The sequence below is a fragment of the Paenalicyclobacillus cellulosilyticus genome, from assembly GCF_014647315.1.
GTDB classification, from domain to species: Bacteria; Bacillota; Bacilli; order Alicyclobacillales; family Alicyclobacillaceae; genus Alicyclobacillus_J; species Alicyclobacillus_J cellulosilyticus.
This window is the reverse complement of sequence record NZ_BMOY01000011.1, coordinates 1-19,832: the sequence shown is the minus strand read 5'-3', so window position 1 is coordinate 19,832 and position 19,832 is coordinate 1. Positions and strand designations below refer to the sequence as shown.

Here is a 19,832-nt window from a genome sequence, read left to right as displayed (position 1 = left end):
AAGCGGATACGGAGGGGTGTACAAAATGACCGCGTCCGACACGATGAAAGCCGTGGTCCTCGAACCATCCGGGCGTTTGGCGGACGCCGTGTTACCCCGGCCGGTGCCAGGCCCGCGCGACCTGTTGGTGCGCGTGCAGGCGGTGTCTGTCAACCCGGTGGACACGAAGCAACAGCCTGGCGACGCGCCGCGCGTGCTGGGCTGGGATGTCGCGGGCGTCGTCGAGGCGGTCGGCCCGGAGTGCCGGCTGTTCCGCCCGGGCGACGAGGTGTACTACGCGGGAGACATCACCCGGCCCGGCGGGTTCAGCGAATACCACGTGGTGGACGAGCGGATCGTCGGGCGCAAGCCGAAGCGCCTGTCCTTCGCCGAAGCGGCCGCGCTGCCGCTCACCAGCCTCACGGCGTGGGAAGGGATGTTTGAGCGGCTCGGTCTCGACACCGACGACAACCAGGGCCGGCCCATCCTCATCATCGGGGCGGCGGGGGGCGTCGGTTCCATCGCCACGCAGCTGGCGCGCCGTGCGGGCTTGACGGTCATCGGCACCGCCTCGCGGCCGGAGTCGCGGGCTTGGGTCCTTCATCACGGCGCGCACCACGTCATCGACCACACAAAAGCGTTTTTGCCGCAACTGCAGGCGCTCGGTTTCCCGGCGGTGGATACCATCTTCTGCCTGAACGTGGTGCACCCGCACTGGGACGCGATGATGGACGCCCTGGCGCCGCTCGGCAAGGTGTGCACCATCCTGCCGCCGTTTGCGCCCGTCGACTTCCGCAAGCTGTTCGACAAGAGCGCCACCTGGTGCACCGAAGCCATGTTCGCACGGCCCAAACACCGCTTCGACATGGAGGCGCAGCACCGCATCCTCACCCGCCTCGCGGAGTTCGTGGACAAGGGCGAGATCCGCTCCACCCTGCGCGAGCACTTCGGCCTCATCACGGCGGCCAATCTGGAGAAGGCGTTCGCGCAGATCCAATCCGGCCGCACCATCGGCAAGCTGGTGCTCGAATCGTTCGCGTGACGCCGCAGGGAAGCGCGTGCGCGCAGGATGCCATGGCACCTCGCCGGCCGGCAGGGTGGATGGGCCGACCCCCTGCCGCGCGCCTTCTCGAGCGCCGTTCGCCCTCACCCCGAGCGGACCGTTCTCTTTCCGGCGGGTGGCGTGGTATGTTGTAGAGGGGGAGGGCTCGGGATGGCGCGTGTGGTGCAAGGCGTCGTGTTTTTGATCCTGTTTGCGGGCGCGGCGGGCTTCTTCGCGCGGGAGGTCTGGCTGCGCGTACGGTTGCTCCGCCGCGCGGCGCCGGAGCCGGGGCGCTTCGCCAAACCGGGCGACCGGGTGCGTGCGCTCCTCGTCCATGTGCTCGGTCAGCGCAAGGTGCTGGCGGAACCGTCCGGCATCGCGCACTTGTTCATCTTCTGGGGCTTTCTCGTCCTCGTCTTTGGCGATCTCGATTTTCTTATCCACCATCTCACGGGCTGGCACTTCCCTTGGGCGGCTTCGCCGGTGTACCTGTTCCTCGAAGACCTGTTCTCCAGCCTCGTCTTCGTCGCCGTGGTCATGGCGGCCGTTCGCCGCTACGTGCTGCGGCCGATGCGCATCGAACCGTCGCTGGAAGCGGGGGTCATCCTTGGACTCATCTCGGTCATCGTCGTCACGTATTGGGCGGCGACCGGTGCGGAGGCAGACCTCGTCTCGCACAACTTTGGCGCGGCGGCACCTGTCTCCGCCTGGTTTGCCATTTGGTGGCGGGGGTTATCCCCGCGGACCCTGTACCTCATCGACGGCGCGGCATTCTGGTTGCACGTGCTCGCCATCCTCGCCTTTCTCGTCATCATTCCGCGCACCAAGCACCTGCACATGGTGGCGGCCGCGTTCAATTGGTATTTCCGCAAGTTGGATCCGCCCGGCAAACTCCGCGCCCTCGACCTGACGGACGAAGACCAGGAGCGGTTCGGCGCCGGGCATGTGTTCGAATTCACCTGGAAGCAGCTCCTCGACGGCTTCGCGTGCACCGAGTGCGGCCGTTGCCACGTCCAGTGCCCGGCCACGCTGAGCGGCAAACCGCTCTCGCCCAAATACCTCATCTTGAAGATGAAAGATGCCCTGATGGCCGACGGTCCGCCCGCGTTGGCGCAGATGGCGGCAGGGGCCGGGACGGCGGAGATGCCGTCGCTGTTCGCAGGCACGTTCAGCGAGGCGGAGGTGTGGGCATGCACCACCTGCCGGGCATGTGAGGAGGCGTGTCCGGTCGCCAACGAACATGTCCAGGCCATTGTGGACTTACGGCGCCACCTGGTGCTCACCGCGGGCGAAGCGCCGCCGGAGGTGGCGCGGGTGTTTCAGAACCTGGAGCGCCAGGCGAACGAATGGGGCATGAACCGGCGCGATCGCGCCAAGTGGGCGCAGGGTTTGCCGGTGCGCACGTTGCGCGAGGCCGGCCGCGCCGAGTACCTGTTTTACGTCGGCAGCGCGGCGTCCTACGACCAACGGGCGCAGAAGATCGCGCGGGCGTTCGCGCAAGTTCTCCTCGCCGCGGGCGTCGACTTTGCCATCCTCGGCGACGAAGAGGAGAGTGACGGCGACACCGCCCGGCGCCTCGGCAACGAGTTCCTCTATCAGGAGTTAGTGCAGCGCAACATCGCGGTGTTCACCCGCTACGGCGTGCGCAAGATCATCACGACCGATCCGCACGCCTACAACACGCTGAAAAACGAGTACCCGGACTTCGGGTTTACCGCCGAGGTATACCACAGCACCGAATTTGCGGCGCGGTTGCTGCGTGAGGGGCGCATCCGGCCCGTGCGGCGCGTCGAGCGGACGGTCACCTATCACGATTCGTGCTACCTCGGCCGCCACAACGGCGTCTACGACCCGCCGCGGGAGGTCCTCGCCGCCATCCCGGGCATCCGGCTGGTGGAGATGGACAAGAGCCGCGCCCGCGGCATGTGCTGCGGGGCAGGCGGCGGCGGGATGTTCAAGGAAGAGGCGGGTACGCGCATCAGCTACCTGCGCGCGGAACAGGCCCTCGCCACCGGTGCGGATGTCGTCGGGACGGCGTGCCCGTACTGCATGACCATGCTCACCGACGGTCTGAAACAGCACGGGGCGGATGAACGCGCCGCGGTGTTCGACGTCATCGAGCTGTTGGCGATGGCGCTGGAAGCGTGAGCTGCCGCGGGGTGTGGACGAAAGGGAGGCGTGGACGATGGCGGATACGGCGAAGGCGGACACATCATGGGTCGTGGTGGAACGGCAAGGTCCTGTGGCGAAGGTGGTCCTCAACCGGCCGCAGCAGTTGAACGCGTTGAGCCAAGCGTTGTTGGCGCAGTTGGCGGCGGCGCTCGACGAGCTGGCGCACGACCCGTCCGTGCGCGTCGTCCTGATTCGCGGCGCGGGCCGGGCGTTTGCCGCAGGGGCCGACATCGCGGAGATGGCAGGGTTGGCACCGGAACAGGCTGCAGAACTCGCCGCCCGGGGCCAGGCGGTGTTTGCGCGTTTGGAACGGATGCGCCAGCCGGTCATCGCCCTCGTGCACGGCTGGGCGCTCGGCGGCGGCATGGAGTTGGCCATGGCGTGCGACTTGCGGATTGCGGCGGAGAGCGCCCGTTTCGGTCAGCCGGAGGTGACGCTCGGCATCCTGCCCGGCTTTGGCGGCACGCAGCGCCTGCCCCGGCTGGTCGGCCTCGGGCGCGCCATGGCGCTGTTGTTGCGCGGGGAGCCGGTGACGGCGGCCGAGGCGCTGACGATGGGCCTCGTGAACGAGGTGGTCCCGGACGATGCTCTGGAGGAAGCGGGCATGCGCTGGGCGGAGCGCCTCGCCGCACTGTCCGGGCCGGCGCTGGCGGCCATCAAGCGGGCGGTGTACGAAGGCTGGGCCGGCGGACGCGACGGCTTCGCCCTGGAGGCCGCACTGTTCGGGGACCTGTTTTCCACGCCCGAGCGCCGGGCGGCCATGGCGGCGTTTCTCGCCAAGCGCAACGCACCGGCGGACAGAGGCCAGGGCCAAGCCGGCTCATGACACCGGGAACGGCCATGTCCTGCCATGGTGTCGGTCGCCTTCAACTCCTGCGCCCGAATGTGCTATAATAGCCACATTTGCAGAAGGGTATCCGGGCGGTGGAATAAAACCTTCCGCCCGCGTCGATACTGATGCGAGTTGCCCGCGGGAAGGCGGCACGAGCCGCGCCCGCGCAAGCTCCATCCGGTGTCCTGTGAGGGGGATTGGCGATGGCGGTGACGCTGCCGAAGTCACCGGAAGAGATCCAGCAGATGCCGCTCGTCGAGCTGGCGTGGTGGATCCTCAAAGAGAAGAAGGAGCCTTATTATTTTCGTGACCTGATGAAAGAGATTCAGGCGCTGCGCAACATGACCGACGAAGAGGTCATGGACGTCATCGCGCGCCTGTACACAGAGATCAACATCGACGGCCGCTTTGTCTGCATCGGCCAGAACGTCTGGGGTCTCAAGCGCTGGTATCCGGTGGACAAGGTGAACGAGCGGACACAGCCTGGCAAGCGGTTCATCCGCGGCACGGGCGATGCGTTCAGCGACGACGACGAAGACTTGGATCTCGACGAGTACGCGGAAGAGGAGGAGCTTGCCGAAGAGGAGGCGGAGGAGACGCTCCTGTTCGGAGAGGAAGAGGAGGAGCCGGCGCTCGCCGACGAAGAGGAGGCCGATCCGCTGCTTGCCGCGGACGACGAGGTGTTTGTCGACGACGCGGAGCTGCCGGACGAGGAGCTGCTCCCGGAGGAAGAAGCGGCCGTCGAAGACGAAGAGGACGAATCGTGATGCGGCACCGCCCTTGTTGCACGCCGCGGGACGGACGCAGAGGGCGTGCCGGGCGGAAAGACACATCGGCACATGCACCCCGGTGGCGTGCGGTGCGATGAGACGGATGCGTTCCGGCGCGGGCTGGAACGCTGTTTTGCGTGCATTCGGGTTGCGTGCATCTGGGAAGCGTGATCGCGAGGGGGAACCGTCATGGCGAAATACATCTTCGTCACCGGGGGCGTGGTCTCCGGTCTGGGTAAAGGCATCACCGCCGCCTCGCTCGGCCGGTTGCTCAAAAACCGGGGGTTGAACGTGACGATTCAAAAATTCGATCCGTACATCAACGTCGACCCCGGAACGATGAGCCCCTATCAGCACGGGGAGGTGTTTGTCACCGAAGACGGCGCGGAGACCGACCTCGACCTGGGTCATTACGAGCGGTTCATCGACAACAACCTGAGCGCGGCCAACAACGTGACGAGCGGCAAGATCTACTGGTCGGTCATCACCAAGGAGCGGCGGGGGGATTATCTCGGCGGCACGGTGCAGGTCATTCCGCACGTGACGAACGAGATCAAAGAGCGGATCATGCAGGCCGCCGGTCCGGATACCGACATCGTGATCACCGAGATTGGCGGGACGGTCGGAGACATCGAGAGCCTGCCGTTCCTCGAGGCCATCCGCGAGATGAAGAGCGAGGTCGGCCGCGAGAACACGATGTACATCCACGTCACCCTCATCCCGTACCTGCAGGTGGTCGGCGAGGTGAAGACGAAGCCGACGCAGCACAGCGTGGCCGAACTGCGCAGCATCGGCATTCAGCCCAACGTGATCGTCTGCCGGACACAGGTGCCGCTCTCCTTGGAGGTCAAGCGGAAAATCGCCTTGTTCTGCGACACAGACGTGGATTCGGTCATCGAGGCGCGCGACGCCGAGATCCTGTATGAGGTGCCGCTCATGCTCCACGCCGAGGGGCTCGACGACATCGTCGTCCGCCACTTCGGGCTGTCCACGCCGGAACCGGACCTCACCGAGTGGGCGGCGATGGTCGAGCGGATCAAGCACCTGCACCACCATGTCACCATCGCGGTGGTCGGCAAGTACGTCTCGCTGCCGGATGCGTACGCCAGCGTCCTCTCCGCCCTGCAGCACGGCGGCTTCGCCAACGATGCGCATGTGGATATCCGGCTGGTGCACTCGGAAGACGTCACCGACGAGAACGTGGCCGAGCTCTTGGCGGGTGTCGACGGCATCCTCGTGCCGGGCGGGTTCGGCGACAGAGGCATCGACGGGAAGATTGCCGCCGTCCGGTATGCGCGGGAGAACCGCATTCCGTTCTTCGGCATCTGTCTGGGGATGCAAGTGGCGGTCGTGGAGTTCGCCCGCCATGTCGCCGGGTTGGCGGGTGCGCATTCGAGCGAGATCGACCCGCACACCGCACACCCGGTCATCGACCTGTTGCCGGAGCAGAAGGCGGTCGCCGACAAGGGGGGCACGATGCGCCTGGGCGCGTACGCCTGCCAGCTGGTGCCGGGGACGCTGGCGGCGCGCGCCTACCAGACGCTGACGCTGAGCGAACGGCACCGCCACCGCTACGAATTCAACAACGCGTACCGGGCCCGTTTGGAGGCGGCCGGTCTGCGCATTGCGGGGACAAGTCCGGACGGGCGTCTGGTGGAGATCATCGAGCTTCCGGACCATCCGTGGTTCGTCGGCGTGCAGTTCCACCCCGAGTTCAAATCGCGGCCGAACCGGGCGCATCCCCTGTTCCGCGACTTCATCGAGGCGGCCCTGGCATACCAGCGGCAGTTGGCGGTGGAGGGCGTGGCCCGCGGCTGAGCCAAGCCCCGCTTGTGGCGGTCTTCTGTGGCGGCCACGCCGGATTCCGAATGTTTCCTTGGCGGCCGTACCCGGGCAGCGCGTCATCCGCGCGCCGTTTGGCGGATGCTGTCGAAACTTGCGAAGAGGATTTTCTTCCCGCCTGTTGAATCCTGTAAGCGTGCCCCGCAGGGGCACGCCCCGTCCTGCGCGATTGCGGCCGGGCGCCGCTTGGGAGAAGGAGACGAAAAGGTGGCGAAGAAGGTCCTCATCGTCGACGACCAATTGGGCATCCGTGTGTTGTTGCAAGAGGTGTTGAGCCAAGAGGGATACGAGACGTTTGCGGCCGCCAACGGCCAGGAGGCTCTGGCCGTCGCCGTGCGGGAGCGGCCGGACTTGGTGTTGCTCGACATGAAGATCCCGGGCATGGACGGCCTTGAGATTTTGCGCTGCATCCGCAAAGCGGACGCGGCGGCCAAGGTCATCATGATGACCGCGTACGGCGAGCTCGACCTCATCCAGGAGGCCATGGAGCTCGGTGCCATCGCGTACTTCACCAAACCCTTCGACATCGACGAACTGCGGATGGCTGTCCATGCGCAGCTGATGTCCTAAAGCGTTTTACGCGCCTGTGATTCAGTGATAAGATGATGTAGGAATTGTGTCTGCCGGTTTCCCGCCCGCTCCGCCTTGCAACGCCGGGCCGGGCCCGGCAGGGACCGGCCCGCCGTACATACACTCGTCTGCCGACGAGAAGATGAGGTGAGGGGTATGAAGCTGTTCATCGATACCGCCAATGTGAACGAGATCCGCAAAGCGGCCGAAATGGGCATTTTGAGCGGTGTGACGACCAACCCGTCCTTGGTGGCCAAGGAAGGGCGCGATTTCATCGAGGTGCTCAAGGAAATCACGCAGATTGTCGACGGTCCCATCAGCGCGGAGGTCGTGAGCCTCGACGCCGACGGGATGGTGGAGGAGGCCAAACCGCTGGCGGCCCTGCACCCGAACATCGTCATCAAGGTCCCGCTGACTGCGGAAGGGCTCAAGGCGGTGCACCGCTTGGCGAATCAGGGCATCCGCACCAACGTGACGCTGGTGTTCACCGCCAACCAAGCGTTGCTCGCGGCACGGGCGGGCGCGTCGTTCGTCAGTCCGTTCATCGGGCGCCTGGACGACATCAGCTATGACGGCGTGGAGTTGATCCAGGACATCAGCACCATCTTCCAGATCCACGACATCAAGACCGAGATCATCGCGGCGAGCATCCGCCATCCGATGCACGTGACCCAGGCGGCGAAGGCCGGGGCGCACATCGCCACGTGCCCGTACGCGGTGCTCGACCGGATGATCAAGCACCCGCTCACCGACCAAGGCATCGAGCGGTTCCTCGCCGACTGGAACGCGGCGCAGAAGAAGTGAGGCGCACGAGCGGAGGATGGTGGCACATCGCGCTCGGACGGCCGCGAGGTGCAGGGAAAGGAGTCAGGTATGTCTGAGTCGTACATCCAAGGTTTGATCGCCGATCGCATCGGCGGCCGGCAGTTTGGCAAAGATACGGTCATCTACAAGTTCGAGCGCATCAAGCGCGCCAAGGCGGCGGCCAAGGCCGCCCATCCGGAGCGCGAGATCATCGACATGGGCGTCGGTGAACCGGATGCGCCGGCCCGCAAGGAGATTGTCGAGGTGCTTGCGCAGGCGGCGCTCGACCCGGCGAACCGGTTTTACGCCGACAACGGGATCGACGAATACAAGCGCGCCGCGGCGGAGTATTTGGCGCGGGTGTACGGCGTGGAGGGGATTGACCCGGACACGCAGATCAACCACGCCATCGGCTCGAAATCGGCGCTGGCGCTCTTGCCGTACGCGTTCATCAATCCGGGTGACGTGGTTTTGCAGACGGTCCCCGGGTATCCTGTGCTGGCCACCATTTCCACCTGGCTCGGGGGCATCGCCTACAACCTGCCGCTCACGGAGGAGAACGGTTTCCTGCCGGACCTCGACAGCATCCCGCCGGAGGTCGCCCGCAAGGCGAAGTTGATGTACCTCAATTACCCCAACAACCCGACGGGCGCCGCGGCGACGCCGGAGTTCTTCGAGCGGGTCATCCACTTCGCCCGCAAGCATGAGTTGGTGGTTGTCCACGATGCGGCGTACGGCGCACTGGTGTTCGACGGCGCCAAGCCGCTCTCCTTCCTCTCGCTGCCGGGCGCGGATGACGTCGGCGTCGAGGTGCATTCGATGTCCAAGGCGTTCAACATGACCGGTTGGCGCCTGGGGTTCGTCGCCGGCAACCCGCTCGTGGTCAAGGCGTTCGCGACCGTCAAGGACAACAACGACTCCGGGCAGTTCCGCGCCATCCAATTGGCGTCGGCGTACGCGCTCGGCCATCCGGAATGGACCGAGGAGACGGCGGAGAAGTATTCGCGGCGCCACGACATGTTGGTGGAGGTGCTGCGCGAGGCGGGGTTCGACGCGAAAAAACCCAAGGGCACGTTCTTCCTCTATGTGAAGGCACCGCGAGGCGTCGTGGGCGGTCCCACCTTCGACAGTGCTGCAGCGTTTTCGGAATACCTCATCCAGGAACAGTCCATCTCGACCGTACCCTGGGATGACGCGGGCGCGTACGTGCGCTGGTCCGTCACGTACGAGGCGGCGACGGTGGAAGAGGAGCGCCGGGTGATGGAGGAACTGCGCCGGCGCCTGCGTCAACTGCGGTTCATCTTCTGACGCTCGGTCACATGCTGTCCGCGCGCCGCGTTCACCGCTGGATGGTGCCGCTACGGCACCATCCAGCCTGGACATCCATGGATCGATGGCTTCGCACTCCTTTGACCACTCCACCGAGGAACTCCTGGAACAGAGAGAAGCGCACAAAGTTCGCGGAGTATAGGTGTTCTTACGGAAAAGCGCATAAGATATGATTGCGCCGGTCAACCTGTACGAATGAGAAATCGGCTCGCAACGTGCGGGCAGTTTCGCCGTGCGCCCTTGTGGCGCCGGCGAACGGTTCCGCCTGCGCGCGGAATGTGGGGGACGCCATTGGACATCAAGGAACTGGAAGCCAAAAAGTTGACAGAGCTGTACACCCTGGCCAAGGAGTTTCAAATCCCGGGCTACGGGAACATGAAGAAGAAAGAACTCATCTTCGCCATCCTCAAAGCCCAGGCCGAGCGGGACGGCCTGATGTTTGCCGAGGGCGTGCTGGAAATTATGCCGGAGGGTTACGGTTTCCTCCGCCCGGTCGGCTACCTGCCCAGTTCGGAGGACATCTACGTGGCGGCATCTCAGATCCGCCGCTTCGACCTGCGCACGGGCGATCTCGTCTCCGGCAAGGTGCGTCCGCCCAAGGAGAATGAACGCTACTTCGGCCTGCTGCACGTCGAAGCGGTCAACGGGGTGAGCCCCGACGAAGCCGCCGAACGCCTCCACTTCGCCGCCCTGACACCGCTGTTTCCCACCCGGCGCATGATCATGGAGACCTCACCCGACAAGATTGCCACCCGGGTGATTGACCTGTTCACACCGGTGGGTTTCGGCCAGCGCGGGCTCATCGTCGCCCCGCCGAAGGCGGGCAAGACGATGCTGCTCAAGGAGATTGCCCACAGCGTGGCCACCAATTACCCGGAAGCCGAGCTGTTCGTGCTGCTCATCGACGAACGCCCGGAAGAGGTCACCGACATGCAGCGGTCGGTGCGGGGCGAGGTCATCGCCTCGACGTTCGACGAGGTGCCGGAGAACCACATCAAGGTGGCGGAGCTGGTGTTGGAACGGGCGCTGCGCCTGGTGGAGCACAAGCGCGACGTGGTCATCCTCCTCGACAGCATCACGCGCCTGGCCCGTGCCTACAACCTGGTGGTCCCGCCGAGCGGGCGCACCCTGTCCGGAGGCATCGATCCGGCCGCGTTCCACCGTCCGAAACGGTTCTTCGGCGCCGCGCGCAACGTCGAGGAGGGCGGGAGCCTCACCATCTTGGCCACGGCGTTGATTGACACCGGATCGCGCATGGACGACGTGATCTACGAGGAGTTCAAGGGGACGGGCAACCTGGAGCTTCATCTCGACCGGCGCCTGGCGGAGAAGCGCGTGTTTCCGGCCATCGACATCCGCCGTTCCAGCACCCGGCGCGAGGAGTTGCTGCAACCGAAGGAGGAACTGGAGCGGGTGTGGGCCATCCGCAAGTCGATGGGCGACAACCCCGACTTCACCGAGTTGTTCATCCGCAAGTTCAAAAACTACAAGACCAACAAGGAATTTCTGGAGAGCCTCGAATTGCATAAGGAAAAACGGTAAGCTGCCGCGACGCATTCGCCGGGTGCGCCATCACAAAAGCCGCAGGGAAGAGTGGAAGCCTTTCCCTGCGGCTGCAGTGCGAGCTTGGACGTGTCTCATGCCGAGGCGCTCAGTCGTCCGGGGGTTCCAACCACACCGGCTCGCTGCCGCCACTGACGGCGGACAACGACAACAGCGCGGTCCAGAACCCGGCGACCCACGTGGTCCACCCAGCCTGCATCCCCTGCACCTCCCCGTGCCGCCGCGTCCCGCGGCGATTACCATGGTAAGTCACACATGGAAGAGATGGCAATAACGGGGAGTTTATGTTTATCATCATTTTGGAGAAACGAATGCAGTGCGCGCGGTTGCTTGGAGAAGCGGCCGCAGTGCGAGCTTGGCACGAACACGGCGTGACACGAAACGTGTCACGTGTTATAATGGCCCGTAGCGCCTGATGAGGGACGAAGCGAGGTGAACGACATGAAACCGGGCATTCATCCGGAATACCACATCACCACGTTGACCTGCGCCTGCGGGGAGACGTTTGAGACGGGTTCCGTCAAGAAGAATATCCGCGTCGAAATCTGCTCCAAGTGCCATCCGTTCTTCACCGGCAAGCAGAAGCTGGTGGACGTCGGCGGCCGCGTCGAGCGGTTCAACAAGAAGTACGGCTTGACGCCGAAGGCTCAGTAATCGAGGCGGTGCCCATGGCCAAGGTTGGACGTTCGTCCATCCCGCGGTGCCCGCGCGGCGCGGCACGGATGGATGGCTCCGGCGTTGGCTTTTTTACTTTCTGGCGGCTCGCCGGCGCAGGCCGCCTGCCTTGGACAGGAGGTGAGCGCGCGTGCTGGAACGGCTGGAAGCCATGGAGCGCCGGTACGAACAACTGACGCAGTTGCTGTGCGATCCGAACGTCGTCAGCGACCCTGACAAGCTGCGCGCGTACGCCAAGGAGCAGGCGGATCTGGAAGATGCCGTCACCGCGTACCGTGCGTACAAGCGGGCCGAGGCGGAGCTCGCCGACGCCAAAGCGATGCTGCAGGAGAAGCTCGACGATGAAATGCGGGAATTGGTGAAGAGCGAGGTGGAGCGGCTCTCCGCAGAGCGGGATCGCCTGCGCGAGCAGCTGCAGGTGTTGCTCTTGCCGCAGGACCCGAACGACGAGAAAAACGTGTTTCTCGAGATCCGCAGTGCGGCGGGCGGTGAGGAAGCGGCGTTGTTCGCCGCAGACCTGCTGCGGATGTACCAGCGGTACGCGGAGCGCAACGGTTGGCGCACCGAATTGCTCGACGCCAGCTACACGGACATCGGCGGCATCAAAGAGGCGACGCTCGCCATCCAGGGCCGCGGGGCGTACAGCAAGCTGAAGTTTGAGAGCGGGGCGCACCGCGTGCAACGGGTGCCCGTCACCGAGTCGGGCGGGCGCATCCACACCTCGACCGCCACGGTGGCCGTCCTCCCGGAGGTCGAGGACATCCAGGTGGAAATCCACGAGAAGGACTTGCGCATCGACACGTTCTGCTCCACCGGCCCCGGCGGGCAGAGCGTGAACACCACCCAGTCGGCGGTGCGGATCACCCACCTGCCGACCGGGATTGTCGTCACCTGCCAGGACGAGAAGTCGCAGTTGAAAAACAAGGAAAAGGCGATGCGGGTGCTGAGAGCCCGGCTCTACGAAAAGTACCAAGAAGAGCAGCAGCGGGAGGTTGCGGCCAACCGGCGCAGCCAGGTGGGCACGGGCGACCGCAGCGAGCGGATTCGGACGTACAACTTCCCGCAGAGCCGCGTGACCGATCACCGGATTGGCCTCACGCTGCACCGCCTCGATGCGGTGCTCGACGGGGACTTGGAAGAGATCATCCAGGCGCTCATCGTCGCCCACCGCGCGAAACTGCTGGAACAGCAGGCAGACGCCGCGGTGGAGGCGGCAGAGGCGTAAGACGGGGGTTACGGACGTGCCGGCGTGCAGGCAGGGCGGCGTGCCAGCCCCAGGCGGCGAAGATGCGCGGCGCGCGAACGAACTGACCGTGGCGGAGGCCATCCGCTGGGCGCAGGAGGAGATGGTGCGGGGGCTCCCGGCGCGCCTCGGGGACGCGCGCGCGGAGGTGGCGCGGGCCGAGGCGGAACAACTGCTGTTGTGGGCCGCGGGCTGGGAGCGGATCGATCTCGTCACGCGCTTGCGGGATCGCCTGCCGGCTGCGGCATCCGCCCGCTTTCGGCACGCGGTGGCGCGCCGGAAAGCGGGCGAACCGCTGCAGTACATCACCGGCCGGGCGCCGTTTCTGGGACGGATGTTCCGCGTCACGCCCGACGTGCTCATTCCGCGTCCGGAGACGGAGGTGCTGTACGCCGCGGCCGCCGCGTGGCTTCGCTTTCCGGTGTGCGCTCACCTCCGCGCGCGCATCTACGATCTCGGCACGGGCAGCGGTGTGCTCGCCATCAGCCTCGCCCTCGCTTGTCCGGCGGCGGAAGTCATCGCATGCGACATCTCGGCGGCCGCCGTCGCGGTGGCCGCCGGCAACGCGGCCGCCTTGGGCGCGCGCGTCGCGTGGCGGACCGGCGACGGGTTCGCGGTCTGGGGGGAACTGGCGAGCACCGGTTGGCTGCCCCATCTCGTGGTCAGCAATCCGCCCTACATCCCGGCGGGCGAGATCGCGCGGCTGGACGCCGAAGTGCGCGACCACGAACCCCGCCTCGCCCTCGACGGCGGCCCCGACGGCCTTGACTTCTACCGCCGGTTTGCCGCCATGGGCGATGCGGCGTTCGCGGCGACGCCGGAGCCAGCCGCCATGTTGCTCGAGGTGGGGGACGGCCAGGCGGATGCGGTGTGCGCGCTGTTCGCGGCGCAGGCGGAGCGCTGGCCAGGCTGGGCGTTCACGGTGATCCCCGACCTGCGCGGCATCCCGCGTGTCGTGGCCGCTGCGCGCGGCGCGCCGCTGCCTGCCTTGCCGCAGACCTGACGCTCATCCGCGGCGTTTAACTCTACGAACTCCGGGACAGACTGTCTGCTAGAGACGCAAGACCGGCAGGCGGCCGGCCCGGAGGGACGACGGATGAGCGGACGGAGGTTGCTTTGGTTTTTGGCGGGGCTCTGCCTGGTGGCCGCCGTGGGGCATGCCTTCATGGCCCGGGCGCAGGGGAATGCTTGGGTGGACCTGGCCGCCCCGCGCGCGGCAGCCATCCCGGAGGACGCGCTGCGGCTGCGGATCATCGCCAACAGCGACCGCCCCGCCGACCAGGCGGAGAAGCTGAAGGTGCGCGACGCGGTGGTCGCGGCGGCGGCGGCGTGGCTGCATGGGGTCACGTCGGCAGCCGGTGCGGAGGCGGTGTTGCGGGCGCACCTGCCGCAGGTGACGGCGCTGGCCGACCGCATCCTGCGGCGCGACGGCATGCCGTATGCCGCAGAGGTCCAACTCGGCCGTGTCCCGTTTCCGACGAAGGTGTACGGGAACCGGGTCTATCCGGCGGGGGAGTACGAGGCACTGCGCATCGTGCTCGGCCGCGGCGCGGGTGAGAACTGGTGGTGCGTGCTCTATCCGCCGCTGTGCTTCATCGACATCGCCGACGGCGACGCGGTGCCCAACACCGGCGGCTTCCCGGACCTGCCGCCGCTCGAAACCATCACGGTGCCCGGCGCGGACGGTCAACCGCGCCAGGTGGCGGTGCGGGTGGCGGCGCTCGACTACGGGGAAGCGGTCTGGAAGGGCGTGCGCGCGTGGCTGGCGGGGAAAGGAGCCGGAGGATGAACGTCTGGCGCGTGCACGTGGACGCAGATGGCAACATGGACGAGGCGGCGCAGGCGGCCATCGCGGATGCGGCCGCCTGTTTGCGTGCGGGAGGCGTGATCGCGTTTCCGACCGAGACGGTGTACGGGCTGGGCGCCAACGCGTGGGACGACGCCGCGGCCCGCAAGGTGTTCCAGGCGAAAGGGCGACCGGCCGACAACCCGCTCATCGTCCACATCGCCGATATGGACATGCTCGGCATGGTGACCTGTCCCGACGCGCTGCCGGAACCGGCGCGGCGGGCGATGGCCGCGCTGTGGCCAGGGCCGCTCACCGTCATCGTGCCGGCGGGGCCGCGCATTGCCGCGACGGTGCGGGCGGGATTGCCCACGGTCGGCGTCCGCCTGCCGGACCATCCGGTGGCGCGGGCCCTCATCCGGGCCGCGGGCTGTCCAGTCGCCGCGCCGAGCGCCAACCGGTCAGGGCGGCCGAGCCCGACCGACGCCGCCGCCGTCTTGGCCGATCTCGCCGGCCGTATCGACGGCGTGGTGGACGGCGGGCCGTGCCAGGTCGGGGTGGAGTCGACGGTCGTCGCGTTCACCGCGGAGCGGGGTGTGATCTACCGGCCAGGCGGCGTGACACGCGAGGCGCTCATGGCGGCGTCCGGCGTGCCGGTGGATTGGCACGGCCACCTGTTGCGCCCGGATGCCGGGCTGGCCGCTGCGATGATGCAGAGCGATATCGAGGGAGAACCCCCCGGTGTCCCCAGGGCGGAACGCCACGCTGCATCCGGGGCGCCTGACCTCGGCCCGCCGCCGTCGCCTGGGATGAAGTACCGCCACTACGCGCCGGACGCGGACGTGCATGTGTTCGTCGGGCCGAACGGCCGCGTGCTGGCCGCGATGCGCGCGTGGTTGGCGACGTTGCGAGCCCGGCACCCAGAGGACACGGTGGCCGTGATCGCGGAACGGACGGAGGGCTTGGCCCAAGCGGGCGTGCTCGCCTGGTCGCCGCCGCCCGGTACGCCGTACACCGAGGCGCTGGCGCGGGAGATCTATCGCCTGTTGCGCGCGTTCGAGGCGCAGGGAGCGCGCCACATCCTTGTCCAAGGCGTGGCGCCGGATGGATTGGGCGCTGCGGTCATGAACCGGCTGGCGAAAGCAGCGTCAGGCCGCGTGCATCTTGTCTGACCTCGCCGCCGAGCGCCGTCCACACCTCCGCGGCCGGGAGGTACACCTGCCCTTGCCATAGAAACGGCGGATGCGCGAGCCGGATGGGCTCGCCGTCGATGGTCAACTCGATTCCGGCCAGACGGATGACCGTCTGCGGCGCGGGGGTGCCGGAAGGCACGGGGATGGTCGTTCGCGTGGCCCATTCGATGCCGCCGCTTGTGTCACCGCTTACGCCGCCTGCGGCAGCACTTGCGGCACGGTTCGCGGCGCCGCTTGCGGCCGCTCCCCGCACACCGGCTGCGCCGGGCGTCGTCAGCGCGACCTCACGCGTGGTGTTGTGCCATGCGGCCCGCCCGCCCGCCTGCCGCGCGAGCCAGGCCGCAGGGACGTAGACCGTCCCCTGCCAGGACACGGCGGGGGTGCCAGGCGCCGCGGCGAGACGGACCACCCGGTCGGCGAAGACAGGGTCGTTCCAAGGCCGGATGAACGTCTGCACCTCGCCGGCGGGCACGTCGCCGCGCTGGCCGTCCGGCGTCACCACCTGCAGCCAAGCCGCGGCCGCACTCGGTGCCGCATTGGCCGCACCCGGCGCTGCGTTGGCCGCGTCCTGGGCCGCATTGGCCGCACCCGGCGCCGCGCTCGCCGCGCCGATGACGAGCACCCCCTGGTTGCCGTGCAGATAGAAGAGGGCGGGCGCGGCAGGGCTCGGCTGGCTGCGGATGACCGCCCCGCGCGGCGCCACGGCGTAGAAGTGCGGCGAGGCGGCGAGGGGATGGGCCAGCGCATCCTCGACGCATTGGGCGAGGGCACGCTGGCCGGCCACGGTCGGGTGCACGTCGTGCGCAGCCACCCGCACGTCCTCCGCCTGATGGTGGTTGAACACCAGGTATACGTCGGCGAACAGGCTCTGGGACTGCGCCGCGACCGTCAGGATGGCCTGGTTTTCCGCCGCAATCACCTCCTCGGCCAGCGGGTGCAACGGGTGGCGGTCCGGGAAGGGATCGTACAGGTTGAGAAGGACGAGCGGCGCAGCGGTCTGCCGCCGGATGGCCGCCACAATCCGCGGCAGGTTGGCCGCGAACGCTGCGGCGGCCGCCTGGAGGCGGGCCGTATCCGCCGGCGTGACGGTGAGCGATCCGTCGGCCAAGTAGCGGGCCAGGAGCGGTGCGGCCGCCCGCAGCAGGTCGTTGCTGCCGATGTCCACCGTGACGACGGTGGCCTGGCGCAACGCCGCGGTGAACCTGGGTGTGGCGAGCGCGTGGAGCAGGTCGGCCGACGTCCAGCCGGGCACGGCGAGATTGGTCACCTGCCACCCCTCGTCGCGGGCGACGAGGAAGGGATAGGCTTGCGGCGCCGGATGGGCCGTGTCGGCCGCGAGATACAGCCCGTAGGTGATGGAGTCGCCGAGCGCGACCAGATGCTGTTCCTGCTTCGCCCATCCGCTCGCCGCGGGTGCGGCGACGGCCGCGCAGGCGGCAAAGAGTGCCACGGTGATGCGGTAAACGCCGGTTGACCGGCGGGGCATGGGCAACGCCTCCCTCCGCGACCATTGTAGCTGATTTTCCGCTCCTCATGATCCCCCGGACAGGCGCATACAGTGGAGCAGGTGTCCGCACGAGGGGGAGCCAAGTGACAGAACACCTGCACGACCTGCTCGAAATCTGCCTGATGTCGCTCGCCATCGGCATGGACGCGTTTTCGTTGTCGATGGGACTCGGGCTCAACGGTCTGCGCCGGGACCAGGCCCTGCGGCTGGCGGCGTGGATTGGCGTCTTTCATGTCGGGATGACGCTCGCCGGCCTGTGGGCTGGTGCGGTGCTGGGCAGCCGGTTGGGTTACGCGGCCCACGTCTTTGGGGCAGCCCTGCTCATCGGCATGGGGTTGCATATGCTGTACGGATCGGTCAGTCAACAGCCGGAAGCGATGCCGTTCGGCCGGACGCTCTCCTCCAAGCTGGCGTTCTCGGCCGGGGTGTCGGTGGACGCCCTGTCGGTCGGCTTCAGCCTCGGCCTGCGCAGCACCGCGTACGGGGTGATGTCGGCGCTGGCGTTCGGGTGGGCAGCCACTTGGATGTGCCTGGCCGGGATGTACGTGGGCAAGAAGGCGAACGCCTGGGCCGGTGCGTGGGGCGAGGTGGTCGGCGCGTGCATCCTCATCGGGTACGGCGCCCACTTCCTGTTCGGCTGACACCCGCCTCGGCGGACACCCGTCCGGCCCCCGCGTCACGGGGTGCTGCAAGTCCGCTGCCACACCGCCTTGCCGCATCGCCGCACCGTGGCCGCAGCGCGGTTGCATGCCCCATCCGGGCCGGGATATACTGTAGGCACGAACGAACGCCGCAGACGAGTCCGCAATCTGCAGGGAATTTGCCGAAGGAGCCGGGACGGGATGCACCTGTTGTTCGTATGCACCGGGAATACCTGCCGCAGTCCGATGGCAGCGATGTTGACGATGGCGAAGCTCCAGGAACGCGGCCTCGGCTGGACGGCCGAATCCGCCGGGTTGTACGCGGCAGAGGGACAGCCGATGACCCCGCTGGCCCAGGACGCGCTCACCCGGCGCCACGTCCCGCTCAAGCCGCACGCATCCCGCCCGCTCACGCGCGAACTCGCGGAGCGGGCCGACTTGATTTTGACGATGACCGCCAGCCACGCGCGCGAGGCACAGGCCCGCTTCCCGGATCTGGCCGGAAAGATCCACGCGCTGGGCGCGTTTGTCGCCGGAGCGGAGGAAGCCGCGGAGGTGCACGACATCCTCGATCCGTTCGGCGGGTCGGCGGAGGTGTACGAAGCGTGTGCCGCCCAGCTCGAGCGGTTGGTGGAGCGGCTCGTCGACAAGTTGGCGCCGGCGGCAGATGAGACCCGCGGCGGCGTGCCCGCGGGCGCACCGGCGGATGCTGCTGCCGAACCGGCCGCCGGGACGGCGGCAGCGGCGGGCGGTGCCGGTGTGCGGCCGGGGCAAGACGAAACACTGGAGGCAAACCGTGATGAAAGTGGCGATTGCGAGCGATCACGCCGGCTTCCGCCTGAAGGAGCTCCTGAAGCCGACCCTGACGGAGCTGGGCGTGGCGTTTGACGACCTCGGCTGCTACGAGGAAACATCGGTCGATTATCCGGATTACGCGGTCAAGGTGGCGCGCGCGGTCGCGGCCGGCGAGTACGATCGCGGTGTCCTCATCTGCGGCACGGGCCTCGGGATGTGCATCACCGCCAACAAGGTGCCGGGCATCCGGGCGGTGACGGCGCACGACACGTTCTCCGCCGCCATGTCGCGGGCGCACAACGACGCCAACGTCTTGACCATGGGCGAGCGGGTCATCGGGCCCGGCCTGGCGGCCGAGGTGCTCAAGGTCTGGTTGACGACCGGTTTCATGGGCGGCCGCCACGGGCAGCGGGTGGAGAAGATCCAGGCCGTCGAGCGCGAGAGCCTGCGCGCCGCGGGAGCCGTGATCGACGCCGGGAGCAGCTGCTGACCGCAGGGCGGGAGGTGAGCATCGTGGCCGGACAGCCACCTGCGCATGCACACACCGGGCAGCCGCCCGCGCGTGCGGATGGACCCGTCACCCCCGAGGAGGTGCGGCGGCAGACCGCGGAGTGCCTCGCCGATCTGCAGGCGGCCGCCGGACTCGGGCCGGGGAAGGTGCTGGTCGTCGGCGCGTCGACGAGCGAGATTGCCGGCGAGCGCATCGGCACGGCGACCTCGGCGGCGCTCGGACAAGCTGTCGTCGACGCGGTGCTGGCGTTTGCGGAGGAGACAGGGTGCGACGTGGTGTTCCAGTGCTGCGAGCACCTCAACCGCGCGCTGGTGGCGCGGGCGGATGCGGTCGAGCGTCACGGATGGCGCGAGGTGACGGCCGTCCCCGTCCCCGGCGCGGGCGGCGCGGTGGCGGCGGCGGCGTATTTCACGTGGCCGGACGCGTGCTTGGTCGAGGCGGTGGCGGCGGACGCCGGCATCGACATCGGCGACACGCTCATCGGCATGCACCTGCGCCGGGTGGCGGTGCCGGTGCGCGGGCGGCGGCGGGAGATTGGCCGCGCGCACGTGACCATGGCGCGCACGCGGCCCCCGCTC

The 19,832-nt window shown here is 67.6% G+C and carries 19 protein-coding genes; 18 read left to right on the top strand and 1 reads right to left on the bottom strand.

Annotated elements, in window-relative coordinates; genetic code table 11:
- The first annotated feature begins 25 nt into the window (after positions 1–25).
- The 14 genes from IEX97_RS04980 to IEX97_RS04915 all read left to right on the top strand — a co-directional run bounded on the left by IEX97_RS04980 (position 26) and on the right by IEX97_RS04915 (position 15,779).
- The gene (locus IEX97_RS04980) at positions 26–1,021 is read left to right on the top strand and encodes a zinc-binding alcohol dehydrogenase family protein (protein WP_188881505.1); all 996 of its coding nucleotides are present in this window, start codon (positions 26–28) and stop codon (positions 1,019–1,021) included.
- Positions 1,022–1,192: 171 nt separating this feature from the next.
- Positions 1,193–3,169, top strand: coding sequence for a (Fe-S)-binding protein (locus IEX97_RS04975; protein ID WP_188881504.1), 1,977 nt, complete (start codon positions 1,193–1,195; stop codon positions 3,167–3,169).
- A gap of 37 nt (positions 3,170–3,206) precedes the next feature.
- Positions 3,207–4,019 carry an enoyl-CoA hydratase/isomerase family protein gene (locus IEX97_RS04970; protein ID WP_188881502.1) on the top strand — a complete coding sequence of 271 codons (813 nt, stop codon included), beginning with the start codon at positions 3,207–3,209 and terminating at the stop codon, positions 4,017–4,019.
- 209 nt (positions 4,020–4,228) lie between these two features.
- On the top strand, positions 4,229–4,792 hold the full coding sequence (gene rpoE, locus IEX97_RS04965) for a DNA-directed RNA polymerase subunit delta (protein WP_188881501.1): 564 nt from the start codon (positions 4,229–4,231) through the stop codon (positions 4,790–4,792).
- Between the two features lie 192 nt (positions 4,793–4,984).
- A complete protein-coding gene (locus tag IEX97_RS04960; RefSeq protein WP_188881499.1) occupies positions 4,985–6,613 on the top strand; it encodes a CTP synthase in 1,629 nt (542 codons plus the stop codon).
- A 231-nt stretch (positions 6,614–6,844) separates the two neighbouring features.
- Positions 6,845–7,207 carry a response regulator gene (locus IEX97_RS04955; RefSeq protein ID WP_188881497.1) on the top strand — a complete coding sequence of 121 codons (363 nt, stop codon included), beginning with the start codon at positions 6,845–6,847 and terminating at the stop codon, positions 7,205–7,207.
- Positions 7,208–7,363: 156 nt separating this feature from the next.
- Entirely contained in the window at positions 7,364–8,011 is a 648-nt protein-coding gene (gene fsa / locus IEX97_RS04950) for a fructose-6-phosphate aldolase (RefSeq protein WP_188881496.1), read from the top strand.
- Positions 8,012–8,080: 69 nt separating this feature from the next.
- Positions 8,081–9,319: an LL-diaminopimelate aminotransferase gene (locus IEX97_RS04945; RefSeq protein WP_188881495.1), complete on the top strand. Its 1,239-nt coding sequence runs from the start codon at positions 8,081–8,083 to the stop codon at positions 9,317–9,319.
- Between the two features lie 297 nt (positions 9,320–9,616).
- Entirely contained in the window at positions 9,617–10,882 is a 1,266-nt protein-coding gene (rho, locus tag IEX97_RS04940) for a transcription termination factor Rho (RefSeq protein ID WP_188881494.1), read from the top strand.
- Positions 10,883–11,344: 462 nt separating this feature from the next.
- Entirely contained in the window at positions 11,345–11,557 is a 213-nt protein-coding gene (rpmE, locus tag IEX97_RS04935) for a 50S ribosomal protein L31 (protein ID WP_188881553.1), read from the top strand.
- Positions 11,558–11,708: 151 nt separating this feature from the next.
- Positions 11,709–12,803 carry a peptide chain release factor 1 gene (gene prfA, locus IEX97_RS04930; RefSeq protein ID WP_188881492.1) on the top strand — a complete coding sequence of 365 codons (1,095 nt, stop codon included), beginning with the start codon at positions 11,709–11,711 and terminating at the stop codon, positions 12,801–12,803.
- A 16-nt stretch (positions 12,804–12,819) separates the two neighbouring features.
- On the top strand, positions 12,820–13,824 hold the full coding sequence (gene prmC, locus IEX97_RS04925; protein WP_188881491.1) for a peptide chain release factor N(5)-glutamine methyltransferase: 1,005 nt from the start codon (positions 12,820–12,822) through the stop codon (positions 13,822–13,824).
- Positions 13,825–13,917: 93 nt separating this feature from the next.
- Positions 13,918–14,610 (top strand): stage II sporulation protein R, encoded by a 693-nt coding sequence (spoIIR, locus tag IEX97_RS04920; protein WP_188881490.1) that lies wholly within the window; start codon positions 13,918–13,920, stop codon positions 14,608–14,610.
- Positions 14,607–15,779, top strand: a complete 1,173-nt coding sequence (locus IEX97_RS04915) for an L-threonylcarbamoyladenylate synthase (RefSeq protein ID WP_188881489.1) — start codon at positions 14,607–14,609, stop codon at positions 15,777–15,779. Before spoIIR ends, IEX97_RS04915 begins: the two co-directional genes overlap by 4 nt.
- On the opposite strand, the gene IEX97_RS04910 is transcribed toward IEX97_RS04915, so the two are convergent.
- On the bottom strand, positions 15,730–17,286 hold the full coding sequence (locus tag IEX97_RS04910; protein WP_188881488.1) for an SGNH/GDSL hydrolase family protein: 1,557 nt from the start codon (positions 17,284–17,286) through the stop codon (positions 15,730–15,732). The two genes, IEX97_RS04915 and IEX97_RS04910, sit on opposite strands and share 50 nt — an antisense overlap.
- Before the next feature lie 104 nt (positions 17,287–17,390).
- Here IEX97_RS04910 and IEX97_RS04905 point away from each other — a divergent pair, with 104 nt between their 5' ends.
- From IEX97_RS04905 to IEX97_RS04890, 4 genes are all read left to right on the top strand, one after another.
- Entirely contained in the window at positions 17,391–17,948 is a 558-nt protein-coding gene (locus IEX97_RS04905) for a manganese efflux pump MntP (protein ID WP_229776415.1), read from the top strand.
- A gap of 201 nt (positions 17,949–18,149) precedes the next feature.
- Positions 18,150–18,836, top strand: a complete 687-nt coding sequence (locus tag IEX97_RS04900; protein ID WP_188881487.1) for a low molecular weight protein arginine phosphatase — start codon at positions 18,150–18,152, stop codon at positions 18,834–18,836.
- Positions 18,748–19,233 (top strand): ribose 5-phosphate isomerase B, encoded by a 486-nt coding sequence (gene rpiB, locus IEX97_RS04895; RefSeq protein WP_229776413.1) that lies wholly within the window; start codon positions 18,748–18,750, stop codon positions 19,231–19,233. Before IEX97_RS04900 ends, rpiB begins: the two co-directional genes overlap by 89 nt.
- 23 nt (positions 19,234–19,256) lie before the next feature.
- Positions 19,257–19,832: TIGR01440 family protein (locus IEX97_RS04890; RefSeq protein WP_373289406.1), on the top strand; the 576-nt coding region annotated here is incomplete at its 3' end.

What these genes read in the sequence shown, in the direction of transcription:
- IEX97_RS04980 (WP_188881505.1), top strand. Translation starts at nt 26, where the DNA reads ATGACCGCGTCCGACACGATGAAAGCCGTGGTCCTCGAACCATCCGGG.
- IEX97_RS04975 (WP_188881504.1), top strand. Translation starts at nt 1,193, where the DNA reads ATGGCGCGTGTGGTGCAAGGCGTCGTGTTTTTGATCCTGTTTGCGGGC.
- IEX97_RS04970 (WP_188881502.1), top strand. Translation starts at nt 3,207, where the DNA reads ATGGCGGATACGGCGAAGGCGGACACATCATGGGTCGTGGTGGAACGG.
- rpoE (WP_188881501.1), top strand. Translation starts at nt 4,229, where the DNA reads ATGGCGGTGACGCTGCCGAAGTCACCGGAAGAGATCCAGCAGATGCCG.
- IEX97_RS04960 (WP_188881499.1), top strand. Translation starts at nt 4,985, where the DNA reads ATGGCGAAATACATCTTCGTCACCGGGGGCGTGGTCTCCGGTCTGGGT.
- fsa (WP_188881496.1), top strand. Translation starts at nt 7,364, where the DNA reads ATGAAGCTGTTCATCGATACCGCCAATGTGAACGAGATCCGCAAAGCG.
- IEX97_RS04945 (WP_188881495.1), top strand. Translation starts at nt 8,081, where the DNA reads ATGTCTGAGTCGTACATCCAAGGTTTGATCGCCGATCGCATCGGCGGC.
- rho (WP_188881494.1), top strand. Translation starts at nt 9,617, where the DNA reads ATGTGGGGGACGCCATTGGACATCAAGGAACTGGAAGCCAAAAAGTTG.
- rpmE (WP_188881553.1), top strand. Translation starts at nt 11,345, where the DNA reads ATGAAACCGGGCATTCATCCGGAATACCACATCACCACGTTGACCTGC.
- spoIIR (WP_188881490.1), top strand. Translation starts at nt 13,918, where the DNA reads ATGAGCGGACGGAGGTTGCTTTGGTTTTTGGCGGGGCTCTGCCTGGTG.
- IEX97_RS04915 (WP_188881489.1), top strand. Translation starts at nt 14,607, where the DNA reads ATGAACGTCTGGCGCGTGCACGTGGACGCAGATGGCAACATGGACGAG.
- IEX97_RS04910 (WP_188881488.1), bottom strand. Translation starts at nt 17,286, where the DNA reads ATGCCCCGCCGGTCAACCGGCGTTTACCGCATCACCGTGGCACTCTTT.
- IEX97_RS04900 (WP_188881487.1), top strand. Translation starts at nt 18,150, where the DNA reads ATGCACCTGTTGTTCGTATGCACCGGGAATACCTGCCGCAGTCCGATG.
- rpiB (WP_229776413.1), top strand. Translation starts at nt 18,748, where the DNA reads ATGAAAGTGGCGATTGCGAGCGATCACGCCGGCTTCCGCCTGAAGGAG.